The sequence below is a fragment of the Anabaena sp. TISTR 8404 genome (assembly GCF_056847745.1).
In genome coordinates, this window is sequence record NZ_CP180578.1 from 3272583 (window position 1) to 3295416 (window position 22834).

Consider the following 22834-nt stretch of genomic DNA (forward strand, 5'->3'; position numbering starts at 1 on the left):
TTTGTAAATCAAGTAGGATTGCTATATTAATATATTTATAAGTAAACTTATCACTCTGGCATACTGTTAATATTACAAAATCACAATAATTCTACGACAAAATATTTTATGGAAATAGCAGATTTTCTTGGACTTTTACATCCAGCGATCGCAGTTATTTTTGTCTTTCCTTTAATTGGGAATGTTGTTAATTTTGCATGGCAAACACGTCAACGCCGTTTGCAAAGTTTAAACGAAGGTAAGAGTAAAATTCCCCCTGTAGTCGGGAAAGAGCATAAACAGTTAGGTGATTGGCTAACCAGTGCAGTTGTAGGATTAACATTGGTAGGTTTAGCTTATCCGATTGGCAAAAACATTATCAAAAAGCAATTATGGAATACGGCTAATTTTCAAGTGATTTTTATATTATTAATTTTTGTAGCAACTATTGCTTCTTTAGTATTACTTTATCAAGCAAAACAGAAGTCATGGCGAGGTGTTTTTGCCACCTTAACTGGTGCTGGTTTAGTAATTTTAGGCTGTCAAGATGGCGTTTATCGTCGGACTAACGAGTGGTACTGGTCACACTACTATATTGGGATTACAGCAGCTTTACTGATGATTTTTTCTTTGGCAATTGTACAAGATATTTATAAATCTCATCGCTGGCGAGTAATTCACACAATTTTAAATTGTATAGCTCTGTTACTATTTATCGGTCAAGGATTAACAGGCACAAGAGATTTATTAGAAATTCCCTTGAGTTGGCAGGAACCTTATATTTATCAGTGTGATTATGTCAATAAAACTTGTCCAACACCAAACACGCAAGCACCGAAGTGAATCAAATTTCGAGAATATTTCGCATAATTGACGTTTTTTCGTTACGAGTTCGACTCACAATTGGGATTGCTGCGGTTTCAGCTTTAGGATTAGGTAGTCTTGCTATCTGGACAAGCTGGAAAATGCAGCAATTTTTAATTAATAGCTATAAGACCAATATTCAACAAATTGTTCAACGTTTACCTGATAATGTAGAACTTTATACTGAAATTAATCCCTCGGAAAATGGGTTACAAAAAGCAATTGATAATTTAAGCAGTTCTCAGACATTTTTATGGGTAAAAAATTCTCAAAATCAGATATTAGCTCAATCTGATAATTTAAATAAACTACCAAATAACAAAACATCTGAGTTAATTTATTTAACTGAAATATCGATGGAACCCCTAGTAAAACAAATGGGCAAAAGCTACTTTGTTTTGTGTGGTAGTACATTAACATTACAAGGTAAGGTAATGGGGACATTGTTTGTAGCGCAGGATGTGACCCAAGAACAAAGGATGTTTTTAGTAATTGTGCAGAGTTTGGGAATAGGCAGTCTTGTGACAATTACAACAATTTCTGTAGCGATCGCATTTTATATCAAACGTTCATTGCAACCTTTACGCCAGTTAAGTCAAATGACTGAAGTCATTTCTATTGCAGACTTAGGAAAAGCACAAATTTATTTAGATAATGCACCCAGCGAAGTGAGAGAATTAACCCAAACCTACAACATGATGTTATCGCGTCTGTTCCAATCGTGGGAGCAAGAGCGACAATTTGTGAGTAATGTATCTCATGAGTTACGTACACCCCTCACCATCGTACATGGCTACTTACAAAGCGTCTTACGACGGCAGAATAATTTAACTGAAATTCAACAAGAAGCATTAGCAACAGCCGCAGCAGAAGCAGAACGTACCATTCGGCTTTTACAAGATTTACTTGATTTAGCCAGAGCAGATAGTGGTCATTTGCATTTTCGCCTGGAACGCTGCTTGTTGAATGACTTAGTAACAGAAGTTGTAGTCATGGCTAAAAGTTATAGCGATCGCCAGATTACCATTGAATCCACCAACCAGCCAATTGAAGTCAAAGCTGACTACAATCGCCTCAAACAAGTTTTACTAAATTTAATTGATAATGCTGTTAAGTATTCTGATTCAGAAACTACTGTAACTGTGAAGTTTCATCAACAAGCAGACCAAGCCATCATTCAAGTTTGCGATCAAGGTTATGGAATTCCTTTACAACACCAATCGCGCATTTTTGAGCGATTTTATCGACTAGATGAAGCGCGTACTAGTTCTACTGGTGGGTGTGGTTTAGGATTATCAATAGTCAAAACACTGATCGAGGGTATGGGTGGTAATGTAACGGTGCGATCGCGCTTAGGTGAAGGTAGTATATTTACAATTACTTTGCCAGCCTATTTATTAATCCCTAATTAATCATTAAAAACAAGTCAAAAACAATAATTTCTAATCCCTAATCTCTTTTTCATATGACTGTTACTTACTCTAACTACTATAATTTAATGGCAGTCTTACTGTTACCGTAGTCCCCATATCTTGCCGACTTTCTAGGCTTATCTCACCACCATGTAAATCTACACACTTTTTCACTATAGCTAATCCTAAACCTGTGCCTTGAATTCGCCGCACATTACTAGCTCGATAGAAAGTTTGAAAGAGATTAACTTGGTCTTTTTCAGGAATACCCATTCCCTGATCTTGAACCTGAAAAATTGCCATACCATCTCTGCAATTTAAATTAAATCTGATATGACTTTGGGGCGGAGAATATTTAACAGCATTAGAAATTAAATTAGTCAAAATACAATATAGTAATTCTTCATCCATGTAAGTTAAATTGCATTCTCCCTCATAGCTAAAGGTAATATTTTGTTGGCCAGCAGCCTTCATATTAAATACTGCTGTGATTTCTTCACAAAAACTAATTAAATCTAAAGAAGCAGGTTTGTATTCTAATCTGGCAGCTTCACTTCTGCTTAGAAACAACACTTCATCTAACAACTGAAGCATGTGGTTGATAGCATCTTGCACACGTTCAAAATATAAATTTTTTCGCTCCTCACTCAGATTATTATTATTTTGGAGTATATCTATAGCAGTCCGAATTGTAGTCATTGGGTTGCGAAACTCGTGAGAAACCATTGCCACAAAATTTGACTTTAACTCGTTAAGTTGTTGTTCTTTAGCTAACGCTTGACGGCTAATTTCTTCACTCTCCCGTAACTTATTTAGAATTTCTTCCCGTTCAATAGCATAGCGAATGGCACGCACTAACTGTTGGATAGTAATTTGGTCTTTAACTAAATAATCTTGAGCGCCTTCTGCTAAAGCTTGCATAGCTAACTCTTGATCATCAAATCCCGTTAAAACGACCACAGGAATATCTGCTACAGCAGCTCGATATTCTTTTAAAGTATCTATTCCAACCGAATCTGGTAAGCCCAGATCTAACAAAACAACATCAAATTTATCTGGTTTAAGAGTATCATTTTCAGAATCATCTGCTGTGAGGTTATTACCTGCCAAACTTATATCTATCGCCTCAGATAATCGTTCAACATGCATCATCCGTACCTCCTGTTGATAGGCATGTACAAATATTTGATGCAGTAGTTTAGCATCAGTAGGGCTATCTTCTACTAATAGAACGTGAATTACCATTTTTTGCATAAAATCCGTTTATATAAATTTGCCCAACAATCATCTGATTCTTTCATTGTGAAAACAATGCTCAATCATAATTCATATTGGGCAAATCGAAAAAGACACTATTAAATTGAGGAATCTAGTGGCAGTTTGACCGCTGCTAACCAAAAATCTTTAATTAACTGCACAACCTCAATAAATTGGTAGACATCAAGGGGTTTTGTGACATAGCAATTAGCACTGAGATTATAGGAACGTAGTATGTCCTGTTCATCTGTTGAAGTGGTCAACACAACAACAGGAATACATTTAAAGCTGGGGTCGGATTTTATTTCTGCCAGCACTTCCCGTCCATCCATCCCCGGTAAATTCAGGTCGAGTAAAACCAAATCTGGACGTGGAACATCAGCAAACTCTCCTTGCTGACGCAGATAATTCATTGCCGTTTCGCCATCTTCTACCCAATGCAAGTTATTGGCGATTTTGGCATTCAGAAAGCCTTTTATAGTGAGATTAGCGTCGCTAGGAGAATCTTCAACTAGCAAAATTTCAATGCGCCGGAATGCCTGACCATTTTTAATACTGTCATTAACCATATATTACACGTATTTGACCAAAATTTTTCAGGTAACTGATTCATGAAGGGTTAAATAAAATGTTGTACCCACCCCTAGCTGAGATTCAGCCCAGATGCGACCATTGTGACGTTCAACAATTTTTTTACAAATAGCTAAGCCAATACCCGTACCCGGAAATTCCCGACGAGTATGCAGGCGACGGAAAATTTCAAAAATCCGGTCAAGGTACTGGGGTTTAATGCCAATACCGTTATCTTGTACTGAGAACAACCAAACGTAGTGCTGAGTATTAAGTGCTGAGTCCTGAGTCAGATATTCTTCCCCTACTCCCTTGCACCCCTGCACCCCTGCATCCTGTCTTCTTACTGCCCTAATATGAATTCGTGGAGGCACATCTTTACGGCGAAACTTGATGGCATTACCAATCAAATTTTGGAATAATTGCACTAATTGGGTTTTATCGGCGAGTATTTCCGGCAATGGATCATAAGTGATGATAGCTTGACTTTGGGCGATCGCAACATGCAAATTACCCAGAGTCTGCTGAAGTACAGCATTGCAGTCAGTCAGGGTAAATTCTCGACCACGAGTGCCTACACGAGAATACGCCAGCAAGTCTTGAATCAACTGCTGCATTCGTTTCGCACCATCAATGATGTAATCTAAATATTCCTGGGCAGACTCATCTAACCGCTCTTGATATTCCTCCACTAATAGTTGGCTATAGCCCGTCACAGCCCGCAATGGTTCTTGCAAATCATGAGAAGCCACATAAGCAAACTGTTCTAATTCTTGATTCGAGTTTCTGAGTTCTTCATTGAGTTTTTGTAATTCAGCTGTACGTTCTTGAACTTTAATTTCTAGTTCTGCTTTCGCTTGTTGCAGTGCTTCCTCTGCTAGTTTGCGGTCTGTAATATCAGTATGAGTACCTATCCACTCTTGAACTTGGTTTTCAGCATCCAGTATGGGAACTCCACGCACAGCAAAAAATCGATAGCTACCATCAGCCACTCGCACACGATGTTCCAGTTTATAAGGACTTTTCCATTCCATCGCCTGATTCCATAAAACCTGGGAAAAATCCTGGTCTTCAGGATGAATTGCATTCAACCATCCCCATTCTTGAATGTCTTCCTGACTTTGCCCTGTTAAAGTTAACCACGATGAATATTCTTTAGGAAATCCCCTATCATCAGCTATCCAGACTGCTTGAGATGTAGCAAGTACTAATGAGCGATAACGTTTTTCACTTTTTTCTAAAGCCAGTTCTGCCAATTTGCGACGTGTGATGTCTTGAAAAAAAATGGATAGCCCTTCTTGGCTGGGATATATCCGATTTTCAAACCAGCGCTCCCACGGTGGATAATACTCCTCTATCTCAATTACTTTCTGTTCTGCTAAAGCTTGGTGATAAGTATGATAAAATTTTTGTCCCACACCTTCAGGGAACTCTTCCCAGATATTTTTGCCAATCAAGTCCTCAGGACGACGATTAAAAATTTGTCCTGCCCTTTGATTAACGTAGGTGTAACACCAATTACAATCTAAAGCTACAAAAGCATCGGTAACAGTCTCTAAAATATTGACCAATTTTGCTTTTGCCGCTTGTTGTTCTAACAAAATGGCATCTGCCGACAAAACTTTATTAATCCTAATTTGCTCTTGCAGTAGCAAATAAACAACTACTATCAGAAAAAAACTCAAACCATATCCTAACGCCATTGCAAAAACAACTTGACTAAAATGTCCATTTGTAGATAATGCCCGCTGTTGCAATAGTGTTTTTTCTTCACTATATATTGCTTGAGTAATATTTTTGAGTTGTCTGTCGATATTGATGGCCTGATCAGCTGTAGCTACTTCCACAGCTTTTGACAAATTTTGTTGCTCGAAAATATCAATAGATTCCTGTAATAAGTCAAATTTCTGCTTAATTTTAAGTTCAAGCTGGTTAATTCGGTCTTGTTGATTGAAGTTATCCCTAGTTAACTGCCTAATAATTTGAATCTGTTGAGCAACTTTTTGCTTTTCTTGCTCATAAACTTTTTGATAAACTACCTTTTTCGTGAAAATGTAACTACTACGTGCGCCTTCTGCATTGCTCAGACCAAGATGCAGATGATCTAAAGCTTCTATAACTTTATGAGTATGAAGTACCCATCGCTTTTCTTCTGTTAACTTCTTGAAGCTGATGAAAGAAGTTATACCAACACCAAATAGTAGTAGTAATGCTAAAGCAAAACCACCTGCAACAAATTTTTCTGAAAGTTTCTTCATGAGCGACTCGCAGGAGTGCATCTGATAACTGAATCAGATAGCTCATTAACAGTTATCTGAATCAAATGATACATTCACAATTGAAAAAAATCATACAAGTTTTGCTTATATTTAATATTTATCTTTATTGATGGCTGAATTAGTAGCTGCTTTAAAAAGTCAATAACCATCAAAGACAACAAAGCGCAAAAATATCCCCAACTTCTCAAAGAAGTTGGGAATATAACAAAATACCTCTATTGATAGATGACAAAATAAAATATTGTTATTTTTGATATCTAATTTTTTCAATAACTCGTCATTACAAGTTACAAAATTATATTAAATTTAAAAATTGAGCAGGTAATTATCGTTTTTATAAGATATACCCACTCAATATTTGCTGACTCAAAATTATGAAAAAACTTAGAGCAAACTATTCCAGTTCTATCTATTTGAATCAAATTAACGAGATTCAGTACCTTGATTAGGGCTACCTGCTACATCATCTTCACCAGGTGCTTCTGGTTTTGCAGTATCTCTAGCATCAGATTGAGAAGCATCACCAGTTTTGCGAATATCTTCTTGTAATGGGGTTTGATAGCCACCAGAAGCAGTAGGGGTAGTATCTTGATTTTTAGACTTTTTTTCTTCAGTCATAACTTTCAACTCCTTTTATTGTTGGCTTTATTTTAGAAAAATTAAGAATGTAAAGTTATCTATCTAAAATATGGTTCTGACTGATTGCCTGCTCTGCCATAAGTATTATTTAGTACTATTGAAAGAACAAGTTAATTGATCAATTGGTGTTAACTATAGACTTAAAATTAATTTAACCAGTATATTTTAGTGATTAAAAATACAAAAAGCCTCACAGTAATTGATGTCTTCAAAAAATTTACCCTTACCATCTGGATGTATTCTGCGTCGGGCAAAGTCTGCTGATAAGTGGTCAATTCTATCATTAGTATTTTCAGCTAAACTTGACCCTACTCAATTACGTTGGCAACAGTTCTCCGTTATCGAATGTGACGGTAATTTAATCGCTTGCGGACAACTACGTAATTTTTTAGGCGTACAAGAACTTGGTAGTTTGGTTGTTGCACCAAATTGGCGAGGTCGCGGTTTAGGCAGTTTGCTCACCCAACATCTGATTAATCAAGCTACAGAACCACTATACCTAGAGTGCTTAGGTGAGCAACTATCACAGTTTTACAGGCGCTTTGGTTTTGTACCAGTTTCTTTTGAAAACCTACCTCCATCTCTCAAGCGGAAATTTGGAGTCTCTCAATTGGCTAAAAGGCTATTAAGAGTGCCTGTAGTATTTATGCAATATAAAAGGCAGTAACAAAGAGCAGGGGAAAGGACTATTGAGCTTTTGCAAAAATTGTTAGCAAAACAGGCCCTAATAAATAATGATGACTCTCACACACAAGCCCAGATGAAGAACCTAAAATTTCTCGTTGCTTGGGGCTGTAGAACCTGACTCCCAAAGGAGAAATTGGTAGTTTTTCAGGTTCTGTCTCTTTTTTAGAGGTAAAATCGACTAGGTAAAAGCGTCCACCAGGGGTAAGCACTCGTGCTACTTCACTCAGCACTTGTTGAGGTTTTAAATAATGTAAAAAACTGATAGTGTTGAAAACAGCATCGAACTGAGCTTCGCCAAAGGGTAGAGACTCTGCATTACCCTCGACATAAATTAAACGTGGATGATGACGGTTGCTGAGTCTGGCTATACGCAACATATTCGGAGATAAATCTAAGCCTGTACCACGCAGATGAGGAAATTTTGTGGCTAGGCGTTCGAGTAAGCGTCCCGTACCACAGCCTAAATCTAGTACGTTGACTGGCTCTGATAGATCAACGTATTCTAATAACCGTTTATGGATAGCTCGATAAAATATTGAAGGAAAAATCCAATCGTAGCTTGATGCCCAGCTGTTAAACAGGACTTTTTTGTTAGTGATAAAGTTGTCAGTCATTGGTATTAGCACTTGGATGGCAGCGATATCTAGCCTAGCGTGCTGCACAACAAGTGTGGGAACCCAAGAAATGATTCCGAAATCTAAGAGTTAGGATTTGTATTTAAATACGTTACCACAGAGAAAACATCATCTGTGAGTGTAGCAGACACAGGCGATCGCTGCATAAAGTTAATTAACTCAAATCTATATTTTCTAGAGGTTCTAACCTCATAACCTCATTAAGGTGAAACACTATGACATCCATTACTTTAGTTCATTTACACACAGACCTCTTACAACCAGTTCGTGAATGGTTGGACAGCAGAGAATTTCATAACGCTCAATTAGCTCATTTTTTGTGTAGAGTTATACCATCTCAATGTCCGTTTGAACGAGATGTCACTTTGTTTGGTCGAAAACTGTTTCACATTCCGGCAATGTGTAAACTCAACCCGCTTTACGAGCAATTAGTAAGTCTGCGTTTTCGGGCGCTGTGTTATCTTGCTGATGAATGTGGTGAAGATGTAACTGTTTATTGCTAAACTTTGGAAGTCAATAAGCGCAGCTATCGGTAATTACAGACGCACACTTGTTATCTGCTGTAATCTATACTAAGCTAATTCAGAATCAATTTAGATATGCATCTAACTAGTTCTGAGTCTGTGTTAATTACTGCTTTACCTTGCTGAAATCACTCAAATCATCAATATGACGCACATCTTACTTGTAGAAGATGAGGTCAAACTGGCGCGATTTATCGAATTGGAACTGAATTACGAAGGTTATCAAGTCAGTGTCGCCTACGATGGATTAACTGCACTTACTGCGGCGCGGGAGCTGCATCCAGATTTAGTTATCTTAGATTGGATGTTACCTGGGTTATCGGGTTTAGAAATTTGCCGCCGCCTGCGAAGTACTGGCGATAAAGTCCCAGTAATATTATTAACAGCTAAAGATGAAGTTAGCGATCGCGTTGCTGGTTTAGATGCAGGTGCTGATGACTATGTAGTTAAACCTTTTAGTGTGGAAGAATTATTAGCCAGAGTTCGCGCTCATCTGCGCCGTAATCAGGAAGCAGACGCAGCAGACATATTAGAATTTGAAGATCTCAGCTTAAATCGCCGCACCAGAGAAGTCTATCGCGGCGACAGGTTAATTGAACTCACCGCCAAAGAATTTGATTTGCTCGATTATTTACTTTCTCATCCCCGACAAGTAATCACACGCGATCGCATTTTAGAAGAAGTCTGGGGTTACGACTTCATGGGTGATTCCAACATTATCGAAGTTTACGTCCGCTACCTGCGCCTCAAACTCGAAATCAATCACGAAAAACGCTTGATTCAAACCGTGCGCGGTGTTGGCTACGTCCTGCGTGAGTAAAGTATGAAGTGTGAAGTATGAAATATGAAGGGTGTAGGAGTGTAGGGCGTAAGTGAACAAAACTCTTAAACCCTATCCCCTCACACCCTTACAACGCCAGTCGCTTCAAGCCGGGAAACCCGACGACAGTTGCTACAACGGAGGGAACCTCCGCAACGCACTGTCTCCCCAACGCACTGGCTCAACTTTTCGCAAAATCTAAAATCCAAAATCCAAAATGGTATAATCCCTCATCTTTTCCCTGTTCCCTGTTCCCTAATTACAAACAACCGTTAAACTTCATTGCAAAATAATAAAGATTATCCAAGCAACATGATAAGTTTTGATGATGTGAAGCAACAGCGCTATAAGGAGATAACAGTGGCAATGGAATCAAATTTAGTAACGGGCAAAACTGTACAAAACGAAGATTTTAGCGAATACGTTGCCCATTTACAGATGCATATGACCCTGCAAGCTCGCAATCTGGTTCCAACCCTAAAACACACTGTAGAGGACAGTCGCCAGCAACTTCTCCATCAAACCCAAGCCACCTTTGAAAAGTTAATTTCGCGGCAAGGTTTGTAAATATAGGAAATTTAACTAAAAGTCAAATAAAATAAAAGCAGGTATTGTTGGGTTAACGCCAATAGCGCACTCATCAAATCTGCTTTTTTGCTATTTTAAGCATTTAATCACTAAAATCCACCTTTTGAAGCAATAGCCAGCAACGGCAAGCCGTTAAGATTATTGCAGCAGTTCCACCCACGAGCAGTTAGTTAAGGCTACATGGCCGCTTGAATCAAAATGACTTCATTACTTCCTCGAAATCTCAGCGTTGTCATCCGGCCAGTCCACTATCGGGATCTGGATGGAATTGAGCGATTAAATCAAGAGTCATTCGCCGCTATGACTCCCAACGGTTCTAGCATTGCCAACCGTCAGATGCAATCACTTCGTCGTTGGTATGGATTACTCAAATTTTTGAGTTGGTTCCCTAATCCTCTACAGTATCGTTTCTGCGCCTATGTAGCTGAACAGGGACGGACGCTGTTGGGGATGATTAAAGTGTCACCGTTTAACCGCACCCGCAGTACCTGGCGCATTGATCGAGTCATGCTAGATCAAAGTGCGGATAAGCAAGGGATTGGCTCACAATTGTTGCGTCATTGCTTTGAGTCGATTTTAGAAGCGCGGACTTGGCTATTAGAAGTCAATATCAACGACATAGAAGCACTAGCACTTTATCGACAAAATGGATTTCAACGTTTAGCAGAAATTACATACTGGGAAATTGAACCCGAATTACTCGCGGAATTAGCACAAGCAGAACCAGATTTACCTAATTTGCTGCCAGTGAGTAACGCTGATGCTCAGTTACTTTACCAACTGGATACAGCATCAATGCCGCCTTTGGTGCGTCAGGTATTTGACCGCAACACCCGCGATTTTAAAACCAGCTTATTCGGTGCTTTAACTGACGCAGTGAAGCAGTGGATCACCAAAACAGAAGTCGTCAGCGGTTATGTGTTTGAACCTCAACGCAAAGCCGCAATTGGCTATTTTCAAGTGCAGCTTGACCGCAAAGGAGAATCTCCCCATGTGGCGACGCTGACTGTTCACCCTGCTTACACTTGGCTGTATCCAGAGTTACTTTCGCAATTGGCGCGGATAGCTCAAGACTTCCCTCAACAATCTTTGCGACTGGCTTCTTTAGACTATCAGCCAGAACGAGAAGAATATTTAGAACGGATTGGGGCAAAACGCATTGAGCATACTTTGATTATGTCCCGCTCAGTGTGGCACAAACTCAGAGAATCAAAATTTGTCTCTCTCGAAGGCATTCAATGGACTGATGTACTGCAAGGTCTGCAACCAGCACGTAAACCAATACCTGGCGGGATGTCATGGGCAAAAACTGGACAGCAGCCATCCTCAGATATACCAGTGCCAACCAAATCAGAGCCTATAGCCTTTAAGTGTAACAACTGTAACATTGAAACATCTAGCCAAAATGAATCAGGAGATACACAGCAGGAAAAGTAGGATAAAAGGTAGCAGTGCAAAGTGCAGGATAAGTATCTAGCACTCAGCACTCACTACTTAGCACTTATGACAATGACCACAAAGCAGTATATTTCAGCACTAGGTTTAGATATTGGACGTAAGCGAATTGGTGTGGCAGGATGCGATCGCACAGGTTTAATCGCCACCGGAATTACGACAGTGGAACGTTCATCTTTTGAGCGCGACGTTGAGCAATTTCAACATATAGTCAATGAACGTCAGGTAGAAATCTTAGTAGTTGGTTTACCTTATTCAATGGATGGTTCTTTGGGATTCCAGGCTCGCCAGGTGCAAAAATTTGCCACCAGACTAGGTAAGGCTCTCAAGCTACCTATTGAATATGTGGATGAGCGCTTGACCTCTTTTCAAGCAGAGCAAATGATTATAGCAGAAAACCGCTCCCCATCTCGGAATAAAGGTTTAATTGACCGGAAAGCAGCAGCTTTAATTTTGCAACAATGGCTAGATGCCAGACGAGCTTCCGCAGTTGAGCGGCTGTCGAGTATTGATAGCTTTTGACATGATATTCTGAAAGCAATTACTTAGCAGTTGTGTTTTAGCATAAAACTATTTGCTTGACATTGTTTGTCATTCAACAGTAAAGCAATTTTCACAGTTGCGAGTATAGATAAAGTTTAACTAATCGGCTATGTTTTCCTCTCCATTTTCTGAAGATAACGATCGCGATGGAACAGTTTCCATCACCTTGACTGATGACACAGGGCGAACCCTCGAATGTTATATAGAACATTCGCTCTCTGTAGATGGGCAAGAATATGTCTTACTTCTTCCTGTGGACTCACCCATAGAAATTTTCGCTTGGGAAGGTGAAGACGAGGAAGAAGAAGCCGTTTTAGTAGAAGATGATGCCATCCTAGAAGAAATTTTTAGTACCGCCCAAGCAGTTTTATCTGAGCAAAACCTGGTTCTCAAAAATACTGCTTACGCTTTGACAGTCGCTGGTGAATTACCTGCTGTCGATGAGTCTGAGCTTTTTACATTAGAAATAGAAGACGACGAAACAGATTTAGAACCAGAGCAACTACAGTTACTCGCCAGTTTCTATCACGAAGAACAGGAGTATGCAATTTATACCCCCCTCGATCCCCTGTTATTTTTTGCCAGAATGACAAAAAATGGTGAACCAGAATTACTGTCTCCAGAAGAATTTCGCCAAGTGCAGCCACTTTTAGAAGAACAACTTTTTAACGAAGTGGAATAAAATCTTAAAAATTCAAAATTAAAAATAAAACAGTCTCGTTTTTAAATTTTTAATTGCGAATTTTTCTGCACAACTTTAGCAAAAAATTCAGGATTTTCTCTAAAAACCCAAGATTAAATTCACACATCAAACCATTTTTCTAAGAGCGCATGGTTAGGCGCTCTTAGAAAGATTTGGCAGTACCAATTCTCTAAATCCAACATAAACTATCTTCTAACTATTGACGGTTGGATTTTAATTCGTGAGTATTAAAGAAATGCTCTTGATTTAAAGCATTTTTAATTGTAATTCTGAAATATTGTCTATGACCTGGAACAATCTCTTACAGCCTGACTTGATTTTACACGGTTCAGTATTGCAATTGACAAAAGAAATTATTCAACAATATGGGCTGAAGGGACTGGTATTAGATGTGGATGAAACTTTAGTTCCTTTTACAGTGGGGACTGCGTCACCAGAACTCAAGCAATGGGTAGAAGAAATCCGCATCAATTTTGATTTGTGGTTGGTAAGCAATAACTTAAGTGAAGCTCGAATTGGCAGCATTGCGCGTTCCTTGAATTTACCTTACTACTTGGGAGCAGCCAAGCCCTCTCGCCGAAAAATTAGAGAGGCTCTCCAGGCAATGAATTTACCTGCACATCAAGTAGGAATGGTGGGCGATCGCTTGTTTACTGATGTTTTAGCAGGTAATCGTCTGGGAATGTTTACAATTCTTGTAGAACCGATTATTCATCCTGATGCAGCCCTGCGTTCCCATCCCATCAGAAACTTTGAAGTTTGGTTTTCTGAAATCTTGGGAGCCTCGATCACTTCTAAACAAAGCTCAAGTGACAAAAATTAACAAATCATCAGGAAAGTAAATCTAAAGAAATAATTAAAAATTATTTGGAAACACAAAAAACGGGAGATTATAAGTATTAATAACATGGGGTCAGCAAAAAAAGACCCTAGTAAATAGTAAATAACTATAAACTAGTAGAGCGTCAGCCTTCACCAATAGAAGGATTGGCGCTTTACTTTTTAGTCCAGAGGAGCCAGTGCTGTGGGCGGCTCTGCCGACTCCCTCACTGGCGTTTAATAGTCCAAAACAAAAATCATTATCTAGAAAAGATGAAGTGAGATTTTTTCGATACAAGCACCATCCATTGATGAGTCGAGTAATTTCATACTTCACACTTCATACTAGCCTGCGGCAAGCCGCTGCGCGTCTACACACTTCATACTTCAATTGACCAATGACCAAAACGATTGTTGTCAAAATCGGCACTTCTAGCCTTACCCAACCAGAAACAGGGCAACTAGCACTTTCTACCATTGCCACTTTAGTAGAAACACTTTGCTATTTAAGGCAGCAGGGCAATCGAGTAATTTTGGTTTCCTCCGGTGCTGTAGGTGTGGGCTGCGCAAGATTGGGCTTAACGGAACGTCCCAAAGCGATCGCCCTTAAACAAGCAGTAGCCGCAGTTGGTCAAGGTAGGTTAATGCGTGTATATGACGATTTATTTACTACCTTGCAACAGCCTATTGCCCAAGTTTTGTTGACTCGCAGCGACTTAGTACAGCGTAGCCGTTACCTCAACGTATATAACACCTTTAAAGAACTGCTGGGACTAGGTGTAATTCCGGTAGTGAATGAAAATGACACCGTTGCGGTAGATGAACTGAAATTTGGTGATAATGACACACTTTCGGCATTAGTTGCTAGTTTAGTCGAAGCAGACTGGCTGTTTTTACTTACCGACGTAGACAGATTATACTCAGCCGATCCCCGTTCTGTACCCGATGCTAAACCCATTGCCTTGGTAAGTAACATTAAAGAATTGGCACAATTGCAAATCCAAACAGGTGGTCAAGGCTCACAATGGGGTACTGGTGGGATGGTAACAAAAATATCAGCTGCCAGAATTGCGATCGCTGCGGGAGTGCGGACTGTAATTACTCAAGGGCGATTTCCGCGAAATCTCGAAAAAATTTTACAAGGGGAACCGATAGGTACTCACTTTGAACCGCAACCTGAACCCACCTCAGCCAGAAAACGCTGGATAGCTTACGGACTTGTGCCGACAGGAAAATTGTATTTAGATCCAGGAGCGATCGCTGCAATATCACAAGCTGGAAAATCATTATTAGCAGCGGGTATCAAAACAGTAGAAGGAGAATTTGATACCCAAGATGCTGTGCAATTATGCGACACCAACGGTAACGAAATTGCTAGAGGATTAGTCAACTACAACAGCGATGAATTGCAAAAAATCTGCGGTCGTCACTCTAGAGAAATTCCCGAAATTTTGGGGTATGTTGGTGCAGACACCGTAGTACATCGAGATAACTTGGTTTTGACTTAAATAGAATTAGGATATCGGCTGTTGCTGATTAATGGGATAAATTTTGTTTCGTATAAAGGCGCAAAGGCTCGAACAATCAATCTTTCATTTTGGTTAAACATTTAAATTCATCCTGCATTTATGCAACACCGGATATTGAATCGAATTAGAAAAGATGAAGAGTACTGATATGTCGTAAGCCAAATGTATCCTTTATACTTATTGTTACTTCGTTTATAATCTCTGTCATGTAAGCTCAGTTCATACAACGCTTAACATATAAAAAATATGTTGACAATTTACTTAGCTGCTCCTTTATTTAGCCAAGGCGAACAGGATTTTAACTTTAAAGTATATCAATATCTAAAAGAAAAAGGTTATCATATCTTCTTACCACAAAAAGAGTGTGAAAGACTTAAAGGAAAAGATATTTATAAGGTTTGCTTATCAGGATTACAAACATCTTCACTTGTCATAGCCATTTTAGATGGAGCCGATGCAGATAGCGGAACCGCCTGGGAATGTGGTTATGCCATTAGTAAAGGTATTCCTGTGATTGCACTCCGCACAGATTTTCGGCTTTCAGGAGATACTGGAGGCTTTAATACTATGCTCTACTATAGTGCATCTAGAATAATTGAAAAATCTGATAGATTTCTTGAAGATATTGTTATTGCGATACAAACTTTGCAATCTAAAAAAGATTAATTATGAATTTTAGAAAGTTTCTGATAGAAAATCCCTTGGGAGTAATCATATTAGCTATATTGTCTGGATTAATTACAAACTTGCTGTCATCTTTTCCTCCGTTGATCTATCCTTTCTTAGCTAAATCAGTGATAGTTCAGGTATGGACAATAATTCTTTTAATTTTATTAGGTGTTTGTATTGCGTTACTCTTTTGTTCTTTTCTTTTAAAGCAAAAAATAAATAATGATCAAGAAGCTTATCAACTTCTTGAAATAGATAAAGAATTATTAGATTGCATTTCTGAACTAGCAAAAGGGAAAAAACCAAGTAAGGATTTTGATATTTTAATCCAAAATTTATTACATAATATATGTGATTTTCCACAATTTAACAATTGTGGTATAAGCATATTCTGTCCTGAGCCGAAGAATAAGAATTATCTAATAACCTGGAAATATTGCTTTGCCGAAGCACAAGATTTTACGAAATTTTATATAGGTAATAAAACTTCTAGTGAAAAAATTGGAATAGCAGGAAAAGTATACAAAGAGCAGGTAACAAAAATTGTTCATTTTCAAGTAGATAAAAATAATAAAATTGAACCAGATGATAAGGATTATGAGATATTTCCAGGGCAAAGGACAATCCAATATCGAAGCATGATGTGTATACCAATTATTGATACTAATAAAAATAGTTTGGGAGTTTTATGTATAACCAGTAGAAAAAGAGAAACTTTTGATTGTAAAAAAAGTCAAAATTTAGGTATTTTAATTGCTAATCGTTTGGCAGCAATACTGCTTGTATCGTTAAATGTACCATCAGTTCAACCACCATCGGTCAAAACAGTATTACCTTAGTAAACATTGATTGAAAATATCAATTTCTCATAACTGTGCAACTTTATATAAAGTTAAAAATAATTTCGAGAGTGAATGATATATACAAAAAACTATAGAAAATGGCTGAAGCTGAAATATGGCAAACTCAACTTACTAAATCACTGCCCAACGAGTTACAAACAAAGTTGCCAACTATTGAGCAGTTGGAGGCAGAACTAGAAAATTTGTCAGCAGAAATAGAGAATGATTGATTAGCTTACCTCTAACCTTAAGTACGAGCTAAAAGGGGAGCAGCAGCTAGTAGTGTTTGAGTATAAGGATGTTGCGGATTAGCAAAAATTTGTTTTGTTGGGCCAAGTTCGACAATTTTACCGCCATGCATCACAGCAATGCGATCGCACAAAAATCTTGCTAACCATAAATCATGAGTAATAAATAGATACGTTAACTCAAATTCTGCTTTTAATTGCAACATCAAATCTAATACTTGTGATTGCACGCTGGCATCTAACATACTCACAGGTTCATCACAAATCAACAGTTTAGGACGAGTAATTAAAGCACGCGCGATCGCAACTCGTTGTTGCTGTCCTCCAGACAAATCTGATGGGTAACGTTGATAATAAACTTCTGGCGGTGTTAATCCAACTTTTTGCAACATCCACAAGACTTCTTCTTTGGCCTTAGCAGCATCAGCAAGATTGTGAATTAACAAAGGATCACCTATACTCTGCCCCACAGTCATCGCTGGATTTAGGCAAGCATGGGGGTCTTGAAACACCATTTGCATCTGTCGGCGGGAAGAGCGAATTTCTTGGCGTGATAGCTTGGTTAAATCCTTGCCCAAAAATTCCACCTTACCAGCCGTAGGACGGATTAATTGTAAGATAGTCCGTGATAGTGTGCTTTTACCACAGCCCGATTCACCAACTAAGCCTAAAATTTCTCCCGGAAATAGTTCCAGGTTAATTCCATCTACGGCTTTGATTGTCTGACTTTCAGCTTTAAACAGTCGTTCAATCAAGTTAGGTTCTATGGTGTAGTATTGCTTGAGTTCTGTAACTCGTAAAAGTGGCGATTGACTATCAAGTGTTGGGGATTGCGAATGGTTTTCACTACTTCCATCTACAGCTTGAATATGCAAAGCTGCTTGTAGAAGCGATCGCGTATATTCATGTTGAGGATTGCCAAATACTGATGCAGTCGGCCCCATTTCTACCATCTTGCCGTTGTACATTACGCCGATGCGATCGCAATATTCTGCCACCATTGCCAAATCGTGAGAAATCAGTAGCAGCGCCATATTTTCTTCAGCACACAGACGCGTTAATTCTTGTAAAATCTGGGCCGAGACAGTCACATCTAAACTAGTGGTAGGTTCATCAGCCACAATTAACTTAGGATTCAAAAGGAGAGCAAGCGCGATCGCTACCCTTTGTCGCATCCCACCGCTGAACTCATGAGGATACTGATTCCATCTACTCGCCGGGATTTTTACCTTTTCCAAAGTCGCCAGTGCTTTTTCTTTCGCTTGCTGCGCTGATAATTCTGGTGAGTGTGCCTGAAGGGTTTCAATACAGTGTTTGCCAATCGTCATCAGCGGATCGAGGCGTGTCATCGGATCTTGGAAAATTAGTGCTACCGCCTCCCCCCGAAATTTCCGCAACTGCTGTGGTGTTAAATCAAATACTGACTGTCCCTGAAAAGTCACTCGTCCCTCAATCCGGCTAGATGGAGGTAACAAGCGCATCGCTGCTCGTCCCAAAGTAGATTTACCACAACCAGACTCGCCCACTAGCCCCATTTTTTCCCCAGGTTGTAGTGTAAAAGATACATCATCAACCGCCCACCTAAGTTCTTCCTCACCATGTTGAGGATAGGCAACTCGTAAATGTTCTATACAGAATAAAGCATCACTCATATTTATTTATCAGCCCAGAGCTACCAGCTAGAATAATTTCAAATTTTAGCTAGTGTATCAAATTCCCTAAAGTTCCTGTTCCCATTGACTGATAAAAACTCCGCGTCACTCTGCGTTTATCTCATCATCCTCTGCGTTTTCACCCCAAACTAAAAAGGCACTCCCCGTTAGGAGAGCGCCTTTTATTCACAGATGAGTTATTGCTTCAATCTCAGCAGATTAGCCGTTGATAGCAGGAGCTTGAAGTGCAACAGGAGCAACATCACCAGCAGCCAAGTCTAAGGGGAAGTTGTGAGCATTGCGCTCGTGCATGACTTCCATACCCAAGTTAGCGCGGTTGATGATATCAGCCCAGGTGTTGATCACGCGACCTTGAGAGTCAATCACAGATTGGTTGAAGTTGAAACCGTTGAGGTTGAACGCCATTGTGCTTACGCCCAACGCTGTGAACCAGATGCCGATTACAGGCCATGCAGCTAGGAAGAAGTGCAAGGAACGGCTGTTGTTGAAGGACGCGTATTGGAAGATTAAGCGACCGAAGTAACCGTGTGCTGCTACGATGTTGTAGGTTTCTTCTTCTTGACCGAATTTGTAACCGTAGTTTTGGGATTCGTTTTCGGTTGTTTCACGAACTAAGGAAGAAGTTACCAAGCTTCCGTGCATTGCACTGAACAAGCTACCACCGAATACACCTGCTACTCCTAACATGTGGAAGGGGTGCATCAGGATGTTGTGTTCTGCTTGGAACACGATCATGAAGTTGAATGTTCCAGAGATACCCAAGGGCATACCATCACTGAAGGAACCTTGTCCGATGGGGTAAATCAAGAATACTGCGGTTGCTGCTGCTACTGGTGCAGAGAATGCTAGGCAGATCCAAGGACGCATACCCAAGCGGTAGGATAGTTCCCACTCACGTCCTAAGTAGCAGAATACGCCAATCAGGAAGTGGAAGATTACCAACTGGTAAGGGCCGCCGTTGTACAACCATTCGTCTAAGGATGCTGCTTCCCAAATTGGGTAGAAGTGCAAACCGATAGCGTTGGAGGATGGTACTACTGCACCGGAGATGATGTTGTTTCCGTAGAGTAAGGAACCTGCAACAGGCTCACGGATACCATCGATGTCTACGGGGGGTGCTGCGATGAAGGCGATTACGAAGCAGGTGGTTGCTGCGAGCAGGGTAGGGATCATTAGTACGCCGAACCAGCCGATGTATAGGCGGTTGTTGGTGCTGGTGATCCAGTTACAGAACTGCTCCCATATGTTGGCGCTTTTGCGCTGTTCTAAGGTTGCGGTCATGTCTTTATGATTGCTTTGGTTATGTATGTTTCAGGTGTTTTCACCTGTTGTTACATATCTTAATCAAGACTGTTGCGGTTTGTAAAGTATTTTGCATAAAAAAATTACTTAAGTAGGCTATAAGTGAAATTTATAACTAGTTAAATTTTAGGGTGAGTGTTTGATAAATCTGGCACTCACCCCATTTAAGATTTGAGAAAGTAGCGATCGCCTGAGAAAAATCTACCTTGATAAATTGGCTGATTGTTTCTTCTTACGTGCTAAAACACCTAATCCAAATACAGATAAACCCAGAATAGAACCTGGTTCTGGTACTGGAGCAGCCGTGTAAGTAACTTTTTGAACGCTGTTGGCATCTATAAAATCTTCAGCGTTGACGGTAAAAGCATCTACTACATATTGCAATCCTAAACCCTGTCCTGGGGTAATTTCGCCCAAGAAATTTGTCAAAACCGCAGCAAAAGAATCATCAGCTTCGGTGTATGTCTGACCACCGTAGGTAGCATAAATTTTTAAGCCTTCAGCAACTGTTACATATTGGTCATCCGCCGCCGCTGCTTGGTCAAATGAAAGATTACCAATCAGCGTTCTATCTGTGTTTGAGAAGCCATAGCTAATGAATGCTGCTTGAGCAGGCAATGTCTCCCCAGCCACAAAAATTAACACAGTTCCTAATGTCGCAGCTGCTAATTTTTTCAACATTATTTTTCTCTTGGTTGAAGAATGGTGGAAATAAAGGAAGTAGATTTCATACAGCAGAGATGAAGTCATAGACATCTCTGCGACAAAAAGCTTTACAAAGACACATGAAAAAGGCACAAGAGGCTAGAAAGTAGTATTTTTGCTCAAGTCACTAATCAAACGTTCTTTTTTTCTAGCCTCTAGCCTCTATTCTTAAGATGCCGAGCCTGTCAAAGCAGCTTTCATTGCTTGAAAGATATGGCTTTGGTCTACCACTCCGCGAACACCAGGTGCAGTGTAAGTCCCAGAACTATCTGTAAACTGGACATTTTGACCTAACAATCGTGTCAGAGTTGAAGAGTAAGCACCTTGGTAGTACACAGGTACAAGCCGACGAGTGTGAGTACCCCAAAGGTATTTGTATCTTGGGTCAGAACCCCAAAAGTGACCAGCATCACGAGGATTTTGCTTGTTGTATGTAATCTCTTTAGCGTTATACTTCAAGCCTCTGGTTTGATTTGGGTCTGGGTTGGGAGTCAGTCTGGAAACAAAGTCATTATTGAGAGTTAAATAATGGTCGTGGTCAGCAGTCACAAGGAGTAAGTTCTTGCTCCAACCACCATTATTGTTAATCCAGGTAATAACTTCTTGGACTGCTTTGTCGAAGTCATTCACAGTACCGATGAGGTTATCCATGTTGTCGTCGTGAGCAGCCCAGTCAATATCGCCCCCTTCAACCATCAACCAAAAGCCATCTTGGTCTTTACCGAGAACTGTGAGTGCAGCTTTTGTTAGATCAGCCAAAGTTGGGTTTTCATTAATTTCTCTAGCGATGAAACTAGCATCAGTTTCACCAGGAGACAGAGGACGGACGGTATCAGGAGCAGGGCTAGGAACTGGGTTTCCATTCCCATCAATCACAGGGACACATTCGTTTGGGGAACCAGGAATATACTGACCTGATGGACAAGCCGCTGGAGTAACTGCACCTCTAATGACGGAGCTATAAAGTGAGAAGTTATCTAGACCTGTAGTGCTGTAATCACCTTTAGAAGAACTGGTGGGTAAGTTACCATTTTGTCCACGCGCACCATATAGACCAAACAATCTGCCGCCTTGATTGGGGTCGATGGTAGCTGCTGTGTTTAGCAGGACTTGAGTAGCATTTGGGCTACGTTCTAAAAAGGTGTAGCCGTATCTATTGCTTGTAGGAGTAGGATTATCTCTCAGATGCTCGTAAGTATCTTTGGTGATGTAGGTGTAATTGTAGACTGGCCCTACATTAGTTCTATTTTCAAAGTCTAAGGGATGTCCACCACCTAACAAAACATTGGGTTTAAAGTTCAGCAATGTTTGTTGCAAAATGCTGTCTTGGTTGCTGAGAGCAGGGTTGTAAACGCTGTCGTACTTACTCCGACGGTTGACGAAAGAAGCCGCAGCCGCAGGAGTAGCGTGACTCACAGGTACAGAAGTAACAAGACCTGTAGCTTTGCCCTGTTGTTGAGCAATTTCTAAGATGGTTGTTAACTTCCGCTCGTAAACGTCTACACCCAAGGCATTGTTATAGCTCTTTACACCTGTATAGAGAGTAGTGGCGGTGTTAGCAGAGTCAGGATAACTGTACTTGATGTACTCTCTGTTGTAGCTACCAGGATTGGCAGGGGTGAGAGGAATCCAAGGCGCAGGGCCTCCTTGGTTGATGTCATAACCTGCTAAATTACCGTTGGCTATGCTGTTACCATCAGCGCGATCGCCAGGGTTAAATGGAGTAGCTGAAAATGAGAAACCAGGACGAACAGAACTTGCACCTGTAAATGAATTAGAGCCATCCAGAGCCGAGTTACCTGTGAGATGTACCTGATTAGTTGGATTGGCTGGTGTACTTCCTTGAATGGTTGTACCGTAAGTTGTCACTAACCCATAGCCGGTCAAATTTTGAAAGCTCAAACCAGAGCCTTTACCACTTGTGTAGAAAGGAGCGCCTTTGGCTACAGCTGCGGCTCGTGCCATGTTCCAACCCATTCCATCGCCGATCATGATGATGACGTTGATTCCATTACCACCAGCAGCGAGAGCCGGAGCAGGATTACCAAACGTCAGGAAAGTACTAGAGAAAAGGCAAGCCATAGCAAAGCTC

The 22834-nt window shown here is 40.1% G+C and carries 24 protein-coding genes; 15 read left to right on the forward strand and 9 right to left on the reverse strand.

The genetic code is table 11. The annotated features are described in order from the left end of the window. Positions 1-108: 108 nt before the first annotated feature. A complete protein-coding gene (locus ACMX3D_RS14145; RefSeq protein WP_482752027.1) occupies positions 109-822 on the forward strand; it encodes a DUF4079 domain-containing protein in 714 nt (237 codons plus the stop codon). After that, the gene (locus ACMX3D_RS14150) at positions 819-2255 is read left to right on the forward strand and encodes a sensor histidine kinase (RefSeq protein WP_482752028.1); all 1437 of its coding nucleotides are present in this window, start codon (positions 819-821) and stop codon (positions 2253-2255) included. Before ACMX3D_RS14145 ends, ACMX3D_RS14150 begins: the two co-directional genes overlap by 4 nt. Positions 2256-2324: 69 nt before the next feature. Here ACMX3D_RS14150 and ACMX3D_RS14155 read toward each other — a convergent pair whose 3' ends face one another. From ACMX3D_RS14155 to ACMX3D_RS14170, 4 genes are all read right to left on the reverse strand, one after another. Continuing rightward, positions 2325-3509 carry a sensor histidine kinase gene (locus ACMX3D_RS14155; protein ID WP_482752029.1) on the reverse strand — a complete coding sequence of 395 codons (1185 nt, stop codon included), beginning with the start codon at positions 3507-3509 and terminating at the stop codon, positions 2325-2327. Between the two features lie 101 nt (positions 3510-3610). Beyond that, the gene (locus ACMX3D_RS14160; protein WP_482752030.1) at positions 3611-4081 is read right to left on the reverse strand and encodes a response regulator; all 471 of its coding nucleotides are present in this window, start codon (positions 4079-4081) and stop codon (positions 3611-3613) included. A 27-nt stretch (positions 4082-4108) separates the two neighbouring features. Then, complete coding sequence (locus tag ACMX3D_RS14165; protein WP_482752031.1) at positions 4109-6340, reverse strand: PAS domain S-box protein; 2232 nt, start codon at positions 6338-6340, stop codon at positions 4109-4111. A 444-nt stretch (positions 6341-6784) separates the two neighbouring features. After that, positions 6785-6979 (reverse strand): hypothetical protein, encoded by a 195-nt coding sequence (locus ACMX3D_RS14170; protein ID WP_482752032.1) that lies wholly within the window; start codon positions 6977-6979, stop codon positions 6785-6787. Positions 6980-7202: 223 nt separating this feature from the next. Between ACMX3D_RS14170 and ACMX3D_RS14175 the strand changes: the two genes are divergently transcribed. Further along, positions 7203-7667, forward strand: coding sequence for a GNAT family N-acetyltransferase (locus ACMX3D_RS14175; protein WP_482752033.1), 465 nt, complete (start codon positions 7203-7205; stop codon positions 7665-7667). Between the two features lie 19 nt (positions 7668-7686). Here ACMX3D_RS14175 and ACMX3D_RS14180 read toward each other — a convergent pair whose 3' ends face one another. Beyond that, positions 7687-8301, reverse strand: a complete 615-nt coding sequence (locus ACMX3D_RS14180; RefSeq protein WP_482752034.1) for a class I SAM-dependent methyltransferase — start codon at positions 8299-8301, stop codon at positions 7687-7689. Between the two features lie 236 nt (positions 8302-8537). Here ACMX3D_RS14180 and ACMX3D_RS14185 point away from each other — a divergent pair, with 236 nt between their 5' ends. The 12 genes from ACMX3D_RS14185 (at position 8538) to ACMX3D_RS14240 (ending at position 17044) form a co-directional block, all read left to right on the forward strand. After that, entirely contained in the window at positions 8538-8825 is a 288-nt protein-coding gene (locus ACMX3D_RS14185; protein WP_482752035.1) for a Mo-dependent nitrogenase C-terminal domain-containing protein, read from the forward strand. A gap of 166 nt (positions 8826-8991) precedes the next feature. Next, the gene (locus ACMX3D_RS14190; RefSeq protein WP_482752036.1) at positions 8992-9666 is read left to right on the forward strand and encodes a response regulator transcription factor; all 675 of its coding nucleotides are present in this window, start codon (positions 8992-8994) and stop codon (positions 9664-9666) included. A gap of 52 nt (positions 9667-9718) precedes the next feature. Further along, on the forward strand, positions 9719-9868 hold the full coding sequence (locus ACMX3D_RS14195) for a hypothetical protein (protein ID WP_482752037.1): 150 nt from the start codon (positions 9719-9721) through the stop codon (positions 9866-9868). A 164-nt stretch (positions 9869-10032) separates the two neighbouring features. Further along, complete coding sequence (locus ACMX3D_RS14200; RefSeq protein WP_482752340.1) at positions 10033-10233, forward strand: hypothetical protein; 201 nt, start codon at positions 10033-10035, stop codon at positions 10231-10233. A 219-nt stretch (positions 10234-10452) separates the two neighbouring features. Beyond that, positions 10453-11691, forward strand: coding sequence for a GNAT family N-acetyltransferase (locus tag ACMX3D_RS14205; RefSeq protein ID WP_482752038.1), 1239 nt, complete (start codon positions 10453-10455; stop codon positions 11689-11691). 66 nt (positions 11692-11757) lie between these two features. After that, a complete protein-coding gene (gene ruvX / locus ACMX3D_RS14210; RefSeq protein ID WP_482752039.1) occupies positions 11758-12231 on the forward strand; it encodes a Holliday junction resolvase RuvX in 474 nt (157 codons plus the stop codon). Between the two features lie 130 nt (positions 12232-12361). Beyond that, positions 12362-12934: a DUF3727 domain-containing protein gene (locus ACMX3D_RS14215; protein ID WP_482752040.1), complete on the forward strand. Its 573-nt coding sequence runs from the start codon at positions 12362-12364 to the stop codon at positions 12932-12934. Positions 12935-13238: 304 nt separating this feature from the next. Beyond that, positions 13239-13778 carry a YqeG family HAD IIIA-type phosphatase gene (locus ACMX3D_RS14220; protein WP_482752041.1) on the forward strand — a complete coding sequence of 180 codons (540 nt, stop codon included), beginning with the start codon at positions 13239-13241 and terminating at the stop codon, positions 13776-13778. 394 nt (positions 13779-14172) lie between these two features. Continuing rightward, positions 14173-15282 carry a glutamate 5-kinase gene (gene proB, locus ACMX3D_RS14225; RefSeq protein ID WP_482752042.1) on the forward strand — a complete coding sequence of 370 codons (1110 nt, stop codon included), beginning with the start codon at positions 14173-14175 and terminating at the stop codon, positions 15280-15282. A 267-nt stretch (positions 15283-15549) separates the two neighbouring features. Further along, positions 15550-15969: a nucleoside 2-deoxyribosyltransferase gene (locus ACMX3D_RS14230; RefSeq protein WP_482752043.1), complete on the forward strand. Its 420-nt coding sequence runs from the start codon at positions 15550-15552 to the stop codon at positions 15967-15969. A gap of 2 nt (positions 15970-15971) precedes the next feature. Next, entirely contained in the window at positions 15972-16811 is an 840-nt protein-coding gene (locus tag ACMX3D_RS14235; RefSeq protein WP_482752044.1) for a GAF domain-containing protein, read from the forward strand. A 101-nt stretch (positions 16812-16912) separates the two neighbouring features. After that, positions 16913-17044, forward strand: a complete 132-nt coding sequence (locus ACMX3D_RS14240) for a hypothetical protein (protein WP_482752045.1) — start codon at positions 16913-16915, stop codon at positions 17042-17044. 17 nt (positions 17045-17061) lie between these two features. Here the strand turns inward: ACMX3D_RS14240 and ACMX3D_RS14245 are convergent, their stop codons facing one another. The 4 genes from ACMX3D_RS14245 to ACMX3D_RS14260 form a co-directional block, all read right to left on the reverse strand. After that, on the reverse strand, positions 17062-18714 hold the full coding sequence (locus ACMX3D_RS14245; protein ID WP_482752046.1) for a dipeptide ABC transporter ATP-binding protein: 1653 nt from the start codon (positions 18712-18714) through the stop codon (positions 17062-17064). 219 nt (positions 18715-18933) lie between these two features. Further along, entirely contained in the window at positions 18934-20016 is a 1083-nt protein-coding gene (gene psbA / locus ACMX3D_RS14250) for a photosystem II q(b) protein (RefSeq protein ID WP_482752047.1), read from the reverse strand. Between the two features lie 222 nt (positions 20017-20238). Continuing rightward, the gene (locus tag ACMX3D_RS14255; protein WP_482752048.1) at positions 20239-20718 is read right to left on the reverse strand and encodes a PEP-CTERM sorting domain-containing protein; all 480 of its coding nucleotides are present in this window, start codon (positions 20716-20718) and stop codon (positions 20239-20241) included. Between the two features lie 192 nt (positions 20719-20910). Next, positions 20911-22824 carry an alkaline phosphatase gene (locus tag ACMX3D_RS14260; RefSeq protein ID WP_482752049.1) on the reverse strand — a complete coding sequence of 638 codons (1914 nt, stop codon included), beginning with the start codon at positions 22822-22824 and terminating at the stop codon, positions 20911-20913. Positions 22825-22834 lie beyond the last annotated feature (10 nt).